This is a genomic window from Streptomyces sp. GMY02 (assembly GCF_019056675.1).
GTDB lineage: Bacteria > Actinomycetota > Actinomycetes > Streptomycetales > Streptomycetaceae > Streptomyces > Streptomyces odonnellii.
The window spans coordinates 3,092,728-3,105,315 of sequence record NZ_CP077658.1 but is presented as its reverse complement, the minus strand read 5'-3'; the positions used below and the strand labels follow the sequence as shown (position 1 = coordinate 3,105,315).

General features: G+C 72.0%; 12 protein-coding genes. 8 read left to right on the top strand and 4 right to left on the bottom strand.

Annotated features, from left to right (window positions below; genetic code table 11):
• Positions 1-577: 577 nt before the first annotated feature.
• Positions 578-1,285 carry an alpha/beta fold hydrolase gene (locus KQY30_RS12955; RefSeq protein ID WP_217306960.1) on the bottom strand — a complete coding sequence of 236 codons (708 nt, stop codon included), beginning with the start codon at positions 1,283-1,285 and terminating at the stop codon, positions 578-580.
• Positions 1,286-1,388: 103 nt separating this feature from the next.
• Here KQY30_RS12955 and KQY30_RS12950 point away from each other — a divergent pair, with 103 nt between their 5' ends.
• Both KQY30_RS12950 and hutH read left to right on the top strand, forming a co-directional pair.
• Positions 1,389-2,219 (top strand): helix-turn-helix domain-containing protein, encoded by an 831-nt coding sequence (locus tag KQY30_RS12950; RefSeq protein WP_217306959.1) that lies wholly within the window; start codon positions 1,389-1,391, stop codon positions 2,217-2,219.
• 93 nt (positions 2,220-2,312) lie between these two features.
• Positions 2,313-3,860 carry a histidine ammonia-lyase gene (gene hutH / locus KQY30_RS12945; RefSeq protein ID WP_217306958.1) on the top strand — a complete coding sequence of 516 codons (1,548 nt, stop codon included), beginning with the start codon at positions 2,313-2,315 and terminating at the stop codon, positions 3,858-3,860.
• A 76-nt stretch (positions 3,861-3,936) separates the two neighbouring features.
• Here hutH and KQY30_RS12940 read toward each other — a convergent pair whose 3' ends face one another.
• Positions 3,937-4,251: a hypothetical protein gene (locus tag KQY30_RS12940; RefSeq protein ID WP_217306957.1), complete on the bottom strand. Its 315-nt coding sequence runs from the start codon at positions 4,249-4,251 to the stop codon at positions 3,937-3,939.
• Positions 4,252-4,360: 109 nt separating this feature from the next.
• Between KQY30_RS12940 and KQY30_RS12935 the strand changes: the two genes are divergently transcribed.
• The 6 genes from KQY30_RS12935 (at position 4,361) to KQY30_RS12910 (ending at position 11,859) form a co-directional block, all read left to right on the top strand.
• The gene (locus tag KQY30_RS12935) at positions 4,361-4,771 is read left to right on the top strand and encodes a hypothetical protein (protein WP_217306956.1); all 411 of its coding nucleotides are present in this window, start codon (positions 4,361-4,363) and stop codon (positions 4,769-4,771) included.
• Positions 4,772-4,970: 199 nt separating this feature from the next.
• A complete protein-coding gene (locus KQY30_RS12930) occupies positions 4,971-6,239 on the top strand; it encodes an Ig-like domain-containing protein (RefSeq protein WP_217311018.1) in 1,269 nt (422 codons plus the stop codon).
• A gap of 169 nt (positions 6,240-6,408) precedes the next feature.
• Positions 6,409-7,872 (top strand): ABC transporter permease, encoded by a 1,464-nt coding sequence (locus KQY30_RS12925; protein ID WP_217306955.1) that lies wholly within the window; start codon positions 6,409-6,411, stop codon positions 7,870-7,872.
• Positions 7,873-7,988: 116 nt separating this feature from the next.
• Complete coding sequence (locus tag KQY30_RS12920; protein WP_046500707.1) at positions 7,989-8,672, top strand: ABC transporter ATP-binding protein; 684 nt, start codon at positions 7,989-7,991, stop codon at positions 8,670-8,672.
• Positions 8,673-8,810: 138 nt separating this feature from the next.
• Positions 8,811-9,812, top strand: coding sequence for a GNAT family N-acetyltransferase (locus KQY30_RS12915; RefSeq protein WP_217306954.1), 1,002 nt, complete (start codon positions 8,811-8,813; stop codon positions 9,810-9,812).
• A 145-nt stretch (positions 9,813-9,957) separates the two neighbouring features.
• Positions 9,958-11,859 carry a GAF domain-containing sensor histidine kinase gene (locus KQY30_RS12910; RefSeq protein ID WP_217306953.1) on the top strand — a complete coding sequence of 634 codons (1,902 nt, stop codon included), beginning with the start codon at positions 9,958-9,960 and terminating at the stop codon, positions 11,857-11,859.
• 78 nt (positions 11,860-11,937) lie between these two features.
• Here KQY30_RS12910 and KQY30_RS37415 read toward each other — a convergent pair whose 3' ends face one another.
• Positions 11,938-12,066, bottom strand: coding sequence for a LuxR C-terminal-related transcriptional regulator (locus tag KQY30_RS37415; RefSeq protein WP_367997418.1), 129 nt, complete (start codon positions 12,064-12,066; stop codon positions 11,938-11,940).
• Positions 12,060-12,578, bottom strand: coding sequence for a response regulator transcription factor (locus KQY30_RS12905; protein WP_367997417.1), 519 nt, complete (start codon positions 12,576-12,578; stop codon positions 12,060-12,062). Before KQY30_RS12905 ends, KQY30_RS37415 begins: the two co-directional genes overlap by 7 nt.
• Positions 12,579-12,588 lie beyond the last annotated feature (10 nt).

Genomic DNA, 12,588 nt, shown 5'->3' with positions numbered 1-12,588 from the left:
TGGGTGGTGGGTGGTGCGGGTGTCGGGGCCTCCGGAGGCGGATGTCCGGACGGCATGATTTACGGCGCCCTGAGGCGTACGGAGTATCACGCGTCCCGGCGCCACAAATCACGCTTTAGTGTCCGGCCACGCACCTCCTCCGACCCCGCCCCCCTCCCGCCCGGTGGGTCGGATTCCGCCCGGCGGGAGCGGACGCCCGTTGCGCGGGCTTGATGCGCGGCGCGCAGGCGAAGCACGGCCCGTGGGTTCCACCCCCACCCACCCCCACCCACCCCCGGGCGGTAGTTGACCGCCGGCGGGAGGGGGTCGGGGTCGTAGGAGGTGCGTGTCCGGACGTAAAGCGTCGCAGCTCGCGCGAAGCGCGGTGAGGATAGCAGTCCGGACATGTACCTCCGGAGGCCCCGGCACCCGCACCCACCACGCCGCACACTCGGTGCCGCCCGGCACATTCAAGCCCGTCCGGCGATTGAGGACGGACCGGCGTCCCTGGTGCCGGGGCCTGGTCGGTGCCGGCCGGCGCAATCAAGCCTGTCCGGCGTTTGAGGACGGAACCGGCGGCCCCGGTGCCGGGGTCAGGTCAGGGGAGTTTGAGGAGCAGGGCCGTCAGTTCGGTTGGCATGGTGATCATGCAATCGTGGCCCGTGGGCAGTTCCCACACGCGCTCCCCCGCGGGGACAGGGCGCCGCACAATCCCCTCCGGCTCGCCGACCACGCAGTGGATGTGCGTGCGCGGGATCGTGCGCGCCGCCGGGTTGTCCAGCCGTACCGGCTGCTGGAGGCAGCGCACCGACTGATCCGACAGCATCGTGCGCAGCCAGGCGACGTCCGCCGGGTCCGTGACGCCGAACAGCCCCGCGGGCGGCGGCAGCTCGGGGAGTGGCGGAACCCGCCAGCCGGGCTCGGACTTCGTGGCGTGGTCGATCAGCACGCGGGTCATCGGCTGGACGTCCGCCGCGCTCTCGCCGTCCTCCGGGACCATCGCGTCAAGGTAGACCAGACGCGCGATCCGGTCCGGGACCCGGTTGGCCGCGGACGAGATGACCAGCCCGGCATAGCTGTGCCCCACGAGGACCACATCGGTGAGGTCTTCCTCGGTGATCAGCCCGACGATGTCGTCGGTGTGTGTGTCGAGCCCCACCTCGCGGCTGAGCAGATGCGCCTTGTCGCCGTGCCCGGTCAGCGACGGCGCGAGCACCCGGTGTCCGGCCGACGCCAGCAGCGGGACCACCCGCTCCCAGCACTGTCCGCCGTGCCAGGCGCCATGTACCAGCAGATACGTTGTCATGCCTACCAGGCTGCCTCTGACGTACCGGCCGGGCGAGGGCCCCCGCGATCCTGGGGGTGACAGGGCCAGGCACGCGCGCGGTCGCCCGGATTACAGTGCGGAGATGGGCGACGAACCGAATCCGCTGGGCGACTACGTACGCGCCCGCCGTGAGCTCGTCACTCCCGAACAGGCCGGTATCCCCGTCCTGGGGGTACGGCGCGTGCCGGGCCTGCGCCGGGAAGAGGTCGCGATGCTCGCCGGCATCAGCGCCGACTACTACCTGCGCCTGGAACAGGGCCGCGACCGCAATCCGTCCGCGCAGGTCCTGGAGTCCCTCGCCCGGGTGCTGCGGCTCGACGACGACGCGACGGCGTATCTGCTGCGCCTCGGCGCCGGCAAGCCCCGCCGGCGTCGGCGCCGGCCCCGTAAGGAGACCGTTCCGCCGGGCATCGCCCAGCTCGTCGCCACGCTCCCACTGCCCGCGCTGGTCGAGGGCCGTTACTTCGACGTCCTCGCCGCCAACGCCCTGGCGACCGCCCTGTCACCGCGGTTCGTGGCAGGGGGCAACCGGCTGCGGGACGTGTTCCTCGACCCCGCCGAGCAGGCCCTCTACCCGGACTGGGAGGACGCCGCCGCCGGCTTGGTCGCCGGCTTCCGCGAGTCCGTGGGCACCGACACGGACGACCCCCGGTTCATCGGACTCGTCGGTGAACTCTCCCTCGCCAGCCCCCGTTTCAGCGAGCTGTGGGCCCGCCACGACGTGGTGGCGTGCGAAGGCACCCCCAAGACCATCGACCACCCCCAGGTCGGTGCCCTGCGGCTGCACCGCGAGAGGCTGGGCGTCGCGGGTACGGCGGGCCAGACGCTGGTCGTCTACCACCCGGACCCGGGCACGAACGCCGACAAGCTGACGCTGCTGGCCACCACGATCCGCCCCCGGCCGGTCACATAGCCCCGAGGCGGACCAGGGCGGACCCGGTCGGACAACAGCCCGCCTCCGACCCCTCCCGTGACATGGACGGATTCAGTCCGTAGGGTTCTGAATATGGATATGCACACTGTCGTGGTGGGGACCGCCGGCGCCACCGCCGCGGATGTCATCGCCGTCGCCCGCCACCGCGCCCCCGTCGAGCTTTCCGGGGACGCCCTGCGGGCCATGGCCGAGGCGCGGGACGTCGTGGACGCGCTCGCCGCCAAGCCCGAGCCCGTGTACGGCGTCTCCACCGGGTTCGGCGCGCTCGCCACCCGGCACATCGGGCAGGACCTGCGGGCGCGGTTGCAGCGCAACATCGTGCGGTCGCACGCCGCCGGCATGGGCCCCCGCGTCGAGCGGGAGGTCGTGCGCGCGCTGATGTTCCTGCGGCTCAAGACCCTCGCGTCGGGGCGGACCGGCGTACGCCCCGACGTCGCCCGCACCATGGCCGCCGTGCTGAACGCCGGGATCACCCCCGTCGTCCACGAGTTCGGCTCCCTCGGCTGCTCCGGCGACCTCGCGCCGCTCTCGCACTGCGCGCTGACGCTCATGGGCGAGGGCGACGCCGAGGGCCCCGACGGCACCGTCGCCCCGGCCGCCGAACTGCTCGCCGCCCACGGCATCGCCCCCGTCGAACTGCGCGAGAAGGAAGGGCTCGCCCTGCTCAACGGCACCGACGGCATGCTCGGCATGCTGGTCATGGCCATCGACGATCTGCGCCGCCTCTACATCTCCGCCGACATCACCGCGGCCCTCAGCCTGGAGGCGCTGCTCGGCACCGCCAAGGTCCTCGCCCCCGAGCTGCACGCCATCCGCCCGCACCCCGGCCAGGGCGTCAGCGCCGCCAACATGCTGCGGGTCCTCGCCGGGTCCGGGCTCACCGGGCACTTCCAGCAGGACGAGGCCCCGCGCGTCCAGGACGCCTACTCCGTGCGCTGCGCCCCCCAGGTCGCGGGCGCGGGCCGGGACACCCTGGAGTACGCGGGCGTGGTCGCGGAACGCGAACTGGCCTCCGCGGTCGACAACCCCGTCGTCCTGCCCGACGGCCGCGTCGAGTCCAACGGCAACTTCCACGGCGCCCCCGTCGCGTACGTCCTGGACTTCCTGGCGATCGCCGCCGCCGACCTCGGCTCCATCGCGGAGCGCCGTACGGACCGGCTCCTCGACAAGAACCGCTCCCACGGACTGCCGCCCTTCCTCGCCGAGGACCCCGGTGTCGACTCGGGCCTGATGATCGCCCAGTACACCCAGGCCGCCCTGGTCAGCGAGATGAAGCGGCTCGCGGTCCCCGCGTCGGTCGACTCGATCCCCTCCTCCGCGATGCAGGAGGACCATGTCTCCATGGGCTGGTCGGCCGCGCGCAAGCTCCGTACCGCCGTCGGCCATCTGACCAGGATCATCGCCGTGGAGCTGTACGCGGCGACGCGCGCCATCGAGCTGCGGGACGGGCTGACGCCCGCGCCCGCCTCCCTCGCCGCCATCGGCGCCCTGCGCGACGCGGGGGTCCAGGGCCCCGGCCCCGACCGCTTCCTCGCGCCCGACCTCGCCGCCGCCGACGCCTTCGTACGCGAGGGCGCGCTGATCGACGCCGTCGAGACGGTGACCGGCCCGCTGGCCTGAGCCGGGCGCGGACGTACGACGGAGGGGGCCGCCCGGACTGTGCCGGGCGGCCCCCTCGTACTCGTACGGCGGCGCCTTACAGCGCCCTGTTGCCTCTGCGCACCGAGTGCACGACGAGCCCGGTGACGATCCCGAGGATCGCGGACCCCCCGAACAGATACGGCGTGGCGTCCACACCGCCCGGATCGGCGAGGGCGAGCTGCCGCGGGCTTTCCGCGGCCGCGGAGTCCTCGTCGGACTCCCCGGAGGAGAGGCTGTGCACGGTCCGCTCCGACACCTGCGCCGGGCCGCTCCGGTCATCCGTGGCGTTCGCGGAAGGAACGAACCACAGAGCACAGAGCAGCGCCCCGGCGGCGAGGGCGGTCAACAGCGGTCGGCGTACGACGGACACGGAATCGATCCCCCTTGTGACAACGCCGAATTGGCTGGGTGCGCCGATGCTAGTGAAAGCAGCGGGTCGCGGGAAAGTCGAGAGGGTTCCGCGCTCTACCCTCCGTCGTATGACCACTACAGAAACATCACGGTATGTACGGCTTCGGGTGGAATTGGTGCTTGAGGTCGACGACCCCGAGAAACTGAGCGCCACCGCCCTCGGCCGTATCGGCGCCGACGAGTTCATGCCGGACGACGAGCGCGCCCACGCGGAGTCGGCGGTGCAGGAGGACGAGGCCGAGGCCATCGCGTATCTCGTGGAACCGTTCGACCTGGTCAGAAGCGTCCCCGGGGTCCAGCTCGCCCAGGCCTCGTGGAGCAGCGAGCAGATCGACTACGACCCGGACTCCGTGGAGTGGGACCTCGAAAGCGCCGCCGATGCCGCCGCCGACGCTGACGCCGACGACGACCTCGCCGCCGAGGACAGCGACGGCGTTCGTGAGGAAGAAGAGGAGGAAGTCCGAGCTGGTCGGGGCTAGCGCTGGAGCGTGTCACCCTGGTAAGCCCCGGTCCGCGTCAGCCGACGGGCCGGGGCTCGTCCATGCCGTGCGACCGGTCACGCGGTACGGCGGGTTCCGTGCGGTACGGCGAGTGGTGTGCGCCACATCTCGGTTGAAGTGGAACCGGACGAACCGGTACAGCAGTTCTTAATGGATACCGGCAGGGTTAGCGGCGATGATGGAGAAGCGTGTGATGACGGACAGCAAGCGGCGCAGGGGCCTCGTGGTCGCGTCCGCGGTGCTCGGCGGGGTACTCGTCCTTTCGGCGTGCAGTGAGGGTGCGGACGACGCGTCCGCCGAGGGCACGAAGTCTCCGTCGTCGCAGGCCCAGGTGGATGAGGCGGCGGCCAAGGACACCTCCGAGGCCCAGATAGCCATCTCGCCGAAGAACGGCGCCACGAACGTCGGTATCAACAACGACGCCAAGGTCACCGTCACCAAGGGCACCCTGTCCGAGGTCACCATGACCACCGCGGACGGCACCGACGTCCCCGGCACGATGTCCGACGACTCCACGAGCTGGCAGCCGGACGGGCAGCTCGACCGCTCCACCACGTACAAGATCACCGCGTCGGCGAAGGACGCCAAGGGCCGTGCGGCCCATGAGAACTCGTCCTTCACCACCGTCTCGCCCTCCAACAGCTTCATCGGGAACTTCACCCCCGAGGACGGCTCCACGGTCGGCGTCGGCATGCCCGTCTCGATCAACTTCGACAAGGCGATCAGCGACCAGAAGGCCGTCCAGGAGGGGATCACGGTCACCTCCAGCAGCGGCCAGGAGGTCGTCGGCCACTGGTTCAACTCGCAGCGGCTCGACTTCCGCCCCGAGCAGTACTGGGAGGGCAACTCGACCGTCACCCTCAAGCTGGACCTGGACGGCGTCGAGGGCGCCCCGGGCGTCTTCGGGGTGCAGCAGAAGACGGTCACCTTCACGATCGGCCGCAACCAGGTCAGCACCGTCGACGCCCAGAGCAAGACGATGACGGTCACCCGGGACGGCCAGACGGTCAAGACCATCCCGATCTCCTCCGGCTCCCCCGAGAACCCGACGTACAACGGGCAGATGGTGATCTCCGAGAAGTTCAAGGAGACCCGGATGAACGGTGCGACGGTCGGCTTCACGGACGACGACGGCAAGGGCGAGTACGACATCAAGGACGTCCCGCACGCCATGCGCCTGTCCACCTCGGGCACCTTCATCCACGGCAACTACTGGGGCGCCAAGTCGATCTTCGGCTCCGTCAACACCAGCCACGGCTGTGTCGGTCTGGCGGATGTGAAGGGCGCGGGCGACGACAACCAGCCGGCGGCGTGGTTCTACAACAACTCGCTGATCGGCGATGTGGTGGTCGTCAAGAACTCCCCGGACAAGACCATCAAGCCCGACAACGGTCTCAACGGCTGGAACCTCAACTGGGCCGACTGGCAGGCCGGTTCCGCGGTCTGATCCGGCCCGGCGGAGCCCGGCCCGTATCCCGGCCCGCCTCGTACGTCCGTACGCCGCACGGCGGCGGCACCTTCCTGGTGCCGCCGCCGTCCGCGTTCCCGGCCCGGTTCTCATCCAGCTCTCACCGGGGCCTCAATACTTCATCACGCCCGCTGCCTAGCTTCGGCCCATGTTCTTCACCTATCTCCGGCGCGAGCTGCGCCGTCGCAGAAAGGCGGCGCTCGTCGTCGCCTCGGGGCTCGCCCTGGGCATCGCGCTGGTGATCGTCGTCAGCTCCGTCTCCTCAGGAATGAGCCAAGCGCAGGACAAGGTCCTCCAGTCGCTGTACGGCCTGGGCACCGACATGACCGTCACCAAGGCCGCGCCGCCGCCCAGCGACGACAACCAGCCCAGGCGCCGCTTCGAGTTCGACGCCAAGGGCGACGACGAGCAGAGCAGCGACCGGGTGCTGGTCCAGGGCTTCGAGACGCTGGCCGCGTCGACCGTCGCGAAGGTGGGCGACCAGGAGGGCGTCGCCGACGCGGTCGGCGGGCTGAGCCTGACCGTGCTCAAGGTCAACGGCGAGTTCAAGCCCGGCGAGTTCACCGCGCCGCCCGGCGGCGGCATGGGCGGTCCCGGCGGCGGTGGCGGCGGTGGCGGCCGGGTCGAGGGCGGCGGCGCCGCGTTCGACGTCGACACCTACACGGTGTACGGGACCGATGTCAGCGCGCCCGCCCTCGGCCCGCTGACCTCCTCCAGGATCACCTCGGGCCGTACGTTCAACAGCTCCGAGACCGATGCCGCGGTCGCCGTCGTCGACAGCGCGTACGCCAAGGAGAAGGGCCTCGCGACCGGCAAGACCGTGACCATATCCGGCACCAAGTTCACCATCATCGGCGTCGCCACCGCCGACAGCGGTGATGCCGCCGCCAACCTCTACATCCCGCTGAAGAAGGCCCAGACCCTGTCCGACTCCAAGGACAAGGTCACCACCGTCTATGTGAAGGCCGCCGACTCCCAGCAGATCGACAGCGTCAAGGCAGCCATCCAGAAGAACATCCCGGACACCACCGTCACCACCTCCGCCGATCTCGCGGACACCGTCTCCGGCTCCCTGTCCACCGCCTCCGATCTGGCCACCACCGTCGGCAAGTGGCTCTCCATCGCCGTGCTGATCGCGGCGTTCCTGGTGGCCGGTCTGCTCACGTCCTCGGCGGTCAGCCGCCGGGTACGGGAGTTCGGCACGCTCAAGGCGCTCGGCTGGAAGAGCGGCCGGGTGACCCGCCAGGTGGTCGGCGAGGCACTGGTCAACGGTCTGCTCGGCGGCGCGCTCGGGATCGCCCTGGGCCTCGGCGGCGCGTATCTGGTCACCGCGATCAGCCCGACCCTCACCGCCCAGCTCGGTTCCTCGGGCGGCGGCGGGCGGGGCGGTCCCGGCGGCGGTGGCGGCATGGTGGCGATCGCCGGCGGCGGCGGTCCCGCACGGCAGGGCGCCGGCCAGGCGCTCGACATCGCCCTGACCGCGCCGGTCTCCCTGGCCACCCTCGCGGTCGCCGTCGGGCTCGCCGTGGCGGGCGGGCTGATCGCGGGCGGCTTCGGCGGCTGGCGGGCGGCCCGGCTGCGGCCCGCCGACGCGCTGCGCCGCGTCGAGTGACCGCCGCCGCTCCCGTCCGGCCCCTTCGCGCCCCGGTCCGCCCCCGTCCCGCCCCGGCGGCGGGAATCCCGTACCAGCAGTCCCGTACCACCGTTCCGTACAGCAGGAGTTGAACCGTGTACCAGCTCAGCGGCGTCACCAAGCGCTATCAGCGCGGCAAGAAGACCGTCGACGCGCTCGCGGGCGTCGATCTGACCATCGAGGACGGCGGCCGGCTCGTCATCCAGGGCCCCACCGGCGGCGGCAAGTCCACCCTCCTCCAGATGCTCGGCGGGCTCGACCGCCCGACCAGCGGGACCGTCGAGTTCGACGGGGTCGACCTCGCGTCCCTGCCCGAGGCCCGGCTCACCAAGGTCCGCGCCGAGAACATCGGCTTCGTCTTCCAGAGCTTCAACCTCATCCCCACCCTCACCGCGCAGGAGAACGTCGAGACGGCCCTGGTGCCCCTCGGCCTCAAGGGCGCCGCCCGGCGCGAGCGGGCCGCCGAGGCGCTGGACTCCGTCGGCCTCGGCGAGCGGCTCGGCCATGTGCCCGGCGAACTCTCCGGCGGCCAGCAGCAGCGCGTCGCGATCGCCCGCGCGCTCGTCAAGCGGCCGAAAGTGCTGCTCGCCGATGAACCCACGGGAAATCTCGACGAGTCGATGCGTGACGAGATCATGGAACTGCTGGAGGGACTCTGGAAAGAGCACGGCCTGACCTTCATCATGGTCACTCACGACAGCTCGATCGCCCGCCGGGCCCCGCGGCTCGCCACGATCCGCAAGGGACGGGTCACGGTCACCGAGAACGCGGCCGCCTGAGCCGCACCGTCCCGGGCAGGCCGTGGGGTGCCGGGGCCGCCGGCGGGGTGCTCGTGTCGTCGGGGCGCGGGCACCCCGCCCCGCCCGGACGCCCGCCCTGCCGGGGCGTCGCCCTCCTCGCACGCGTAGGTTCCAGCCATGCTGATCACTCTGGGAAGCCCGCCCTCGGACGCCGAGACAGCCGCCTGGCACGCGGTGGTCAGCGTGGCCCACGTCCTCGATCTGCCGGCCTCGGCTCCCGAGCCCAGCAGGGCCGAGACCGCGGGCAGGCTGCGGATCCCGCCGCTGGGCGGGCGCCACATCCATCTCGCCGCGGTGGCCGAGGACGGCTCGTACGAAGGTGTCGCCTCGCTGCTCCTTCTCACCGGCCGCGAGCAGCGGGACGCGGCCTTCCTCGAAGTGCTGGTGGTACGGCCGGACGCCCGGCGGCGCGGGGTCGGCGCCGAGCTCTGGGCCGCCGTGCGCGACCGGCTCCTCGCGCACGGCCGCACCTCGGTCTCGACCGTGCTCGAACTCGGCGGCGCGGGCGAGGCGTTCGTCGACAGTCTCGGCTTCACCAATGTGCTGCCGCTCGGCTGGTACGTGCTGCGCGTCCGGCAGGCGGTGGACGGCACCCCGTGCCCGGTCCTGCCCGCGGGCTTCCGCTTCACCGACTGGTCGGGCGCGGTCCCGGACGGCCCGGCCGAGTCGTTCGCACGGGCCCACGCCACGGTACGGGACGTGCCGCTGACGGGTCCGGGGTCCGGGTCCGGGGCCGGACTCCAGACGGCGGGCCCCGATGTGGCACGGGTACGGGCGGCCGCCCGGGTGATCGAGGAGCGCGGCGGGACCATCCTCACCGCCGCTGTCCTCGACAGCACGGAAGGCGACGCCGTCGTCGCGTACACCGAGGTGGTCCTGAGCGACCCTGCCGACACCCGCGCGGTGCAGTACGACACGGTGGTCGTCCCGGCCCGCCGCGGCCTGGGCCTGGGCCGCGCCGTCAAACGCCATCTGCTGACCAGACTGCGTGAACTGCACCCGGGCGTACGGGAGATCAGCACGACGGTCGCCGACGACAACGTGTCGATGCTGGCGGTGAACGAGGCGCTGGGGTACAGACGCGAGCGCCCGGCGGGGATCTTCCGCGCGAAGCTGTAGCCGGGGCGGGGGCGCGGTGGCCCCGCCGGACAACGGATCGGCCGGGGTTCGGGCATATTGGGTGTTCGACCGGCCTCTATCGTGGGCCCAGGGCCTGCCCGCCGGCCGGCCGTGAGGGCTGTCGCGAGGGCTGTGGAGGGCACCTGTGGAACCGGGACAGAGGGACGCGGCGGAGCATCTCCCACGGCTGCGCCTGGACGAACTGCTCGACGAACTCCAGATCCGCATCGACGCCGTGCGCAATACGCGGGACCGGGTGCACGGCCTTCTGGAAGCGGTGCTCTCGGTGGGGCGCGAGCTGGATCTCGCTCAGGTGCTGCGCGGCATCGTCGAGGCCGCCACCGTGCTGGTGGACGCCGAGTACGGCGCGCTGGGCGTGATCGGCGACGACGACAAGCTCTCCGAGTTCCTGACCGTGGGCATCGACGACGGGCTGAGGTCCCGGATCGGTCCGCTGCCCAGCGGGCACGGGCTGCTCGGGGAGCTGATCCGCCATCCCCAGCCGCTGCGGCTGGCGGAGCTGTCCGGCCACCGTTCCTCGTACGGATTTCCCGCCGGCCATCCGCCGATGAGCTCCTTCCTGGGTGTCCCCATCCGGGTGCGCGACGAGGTCTTCGGGAATCTGTATCTGACCGAGAAGCGCGGTGGCGAGGAGTTCGACGCGGAGGACGAGTCCGTCCTCTCCACGCTGGCGGTGGCGGCGGGCGTCGCCATTGAGAACGCGCGGCTGTACGAGGAGGCGCGCCTCCGCGAGCAGTGGCTCGCGGCCAGCGCCGAGGTGACGAGCAGTCTGCTGTCGGGGGGGCCGCGTGCCGAGGTGCTCGAACTGATCATTGAGCGGGCCCGGCAGATCGTGCCGGCGGACCTCGGCCTGGTGGCCCTGCCGGCCGAGGGCACGGGCGAACTCCGTACCGTACTCGCGGTGGGCCCGGACGCCGATGCGTACAAGGGGCTCCGGGTGGCGGTCGGCGACGGTTTCATCGGGGCGGCGTTCTCCGCCGCGGAGCCCGTCGTCAGCGGCGACATAGCCCGTGATCCGAGGGCCGTCGGCGGGGGTTCCGGATGGGCGGGTCTTGGCCCCGCGGTGGCGGTGCCGATGGGCGGCCCCGGCGGTGTGCGCGGTACGCTCCTGCTCGCCCGCGCGGCGGGGCGGCCCGCCTTCGGGGCGGGCCAGACGGTTCCGCTCCTCGGTTTCGCCGGCCAGGCGGCGCTCGCCATGGAACTGGCCGAACGCCGCAGCGCCGCCGAGCAGATCGCTCTCCTGGAGGACCGCGACCGGATCGCCCGTGACCTTCACGATCTCGCCATCCAGCGGCTGTTCGCGACGGGAATGACCCTCCAGAGCACCCAGAAGTTCGTCCAGCACCCGCAGGCGGCGGAACGCCTGGAACGCGCGGTCGACGACCTCGACGACACGATCAAGATCATCCGCTCGACGATCTTCGGACTCCGCACCCAGGAGACCCGCCGTACGGGCCACGGGGTACGGGCCCGGCTGGCGGTCTCGGCCGAGGCGGCGGCGGCCTCGCTGGGCTTCAGCCCCGCCGTCCGGACGGAGGGGCTGGTCGACACGGACGTGCCTGCCGCGATCGCCGACCACATGATCGCGGTGCTGGTGGAGGCGCTGAGCAATGCCGCGCGGCACGCGCGGGCGAAGGCGGTGGATGTGCGCCTGGTCGTCGCGGCCGGGGAACTGACCCTGACGGTCACGGACGACGGTGTGGGATTCGGGCCGGACGCTCCGCGCAGCGGGCTGAGGAACATCAAAGAGCGGAGTGCCGCGCTGGGCGGCACGTTCGTCCACGACACCCCGCCCGGGGGCGGCTCCCGTCTTGTCTGGCGCGTTCCGCTGCCGACGGGCGGGAGGGAGAAGGCGGACGCGGTGGTCGCTGTGACGGAGGCGGCGGACGTGGCGGTCGCGGCCGGGACGGCGGACGCGGTGGAGACGGCGGCTGCGGCGGCTGCTGTGACGGAGGCGGCGGTCGCGGCGGTCGCTGTGACGGAGGCGGCGGTCGCGGCGGAGCCCGGTGAAAGGGGCCGGGGCTGAGCGGGTGCCGGCGCCCCGTTCCTCAGGGCAGCCGTGGGTCCGTTCGTACGGCGGTCACAGGCGTCCGTACACCCCGCTCTACCCCGACTCCTGTACCCCGAGTTTCGGCAGCAGACCGGAGATCCGGTGCCTGACGGTCTTCTCGGCGAGAAAGAGCCGCTGCCCCAACTGGCGGTCGGTGAGCCCGTCCCCGAGCAGCGTCAGCATGTGCCGCTCCCCGGGGAGAGCGCGGCCGGAGCCCGCGCCCCCGGGCCGGCCCGCGGCCGGCCGTGGAGAGGACCGCCCAGCAGCCGGGCGACGGCCTCCGGGTCGAGCAGCGACCGGCCCGAGGCGACGGCGCGGACGGCGGAGACGAGCGCGGAGTCCTTGATCTGCTTGAGCACATAACCGGAGGCGCCTGTCAGGACGGCGTTCAGCAGCGCCGTCTCGTCGTCGAACGAGGTGAGCATGAGCCAGGCCAGACCGGGCGTTCCCGACCGCAGTTCGCGGCAGGCCGTGATGTCGTCGGCGTCGGGCGCCGGAACATCCAGCACCGCGACATCGGGAGGCGGTGACGGGACCGTGGCCAGTGCCTCGCCCGCGGAGCCGGCGTGACCGACGACGCGGATGTCGGGTTCGGCGTGGAGGACCTCGCCGAGCGCGTGCCTGACCTCCGCCTGGCCGTCGACGAGGACCACCCGTATGGGATGCCGCGCCGAGAAGGTACGGGCTGTGCTCATGGGATTCCTT

Bases quoted from the DNA above. Each gene is read 5' to 3' on its own strand.
- hutH (WP_217306958.1), top strand. From the start codon at position 2,313: ATGGATATGCACACTGTCGTGGTGGGGACCGCCGGCGCCACCGCCGCG.
- KQY30_RS12915 (WP_217306954.1), top strand. From the start codon at position 8,811: ATGCTGATCACTCTGGGAAGCCCGCCCTCGGACGCCGAGACAGCCGCC.
- KQY30_RS12930 (WP_217311018.1), top strand. From the start codon at position 4,971: ATGGAGAAGCGTGTGATGACGGACAGCAAGCGGCGCAGGGGCCTCGTG.
- KQY30_RS12935 (WP_217306956.1), top strand. From the start codon at position 4,361: ATGACCACTACAGAAACATCACGGTATGTACGGCTTCGGGTGGAATTG.
- KQY30_RS12955 (WP_217306960.1), bottom strand. From the start codon at position 1,285: ATGACAACGTATCTGCTGGTACATGGCGCCTGGCACGGCGGACAGTGC.
- KQY30_RS12950 (WP_217306959.1), top strand. From the start codon at position 1,389: ATGGGCGACGAACCGAATCCGCTGGGCGACTACGTACGCGCCCGCCGT.
- KQY30_RS37415 (WP_367997418.1), bottom strand. From the start codon at position 12,066: ATGCTGACGCTGCTCGGGGACGGGCTCACCGACCGCCAGTTGGGGCAG.
- KQY30_RS12905 (WP_367997417.1), bottom strand. From the start codon at position 12,578: ATGAGCACAGCCCGTACCTTCTCGGCGCGGCATCCCATACGGGTGGTC.
- KQY30_RS12925 (WP_217306955.1), top strand. From the start codon at position 6,409: ATGTTCTTCACCTATCTCCGGCGCGAGCTGCGCCGTCGCAGAAAGGCG.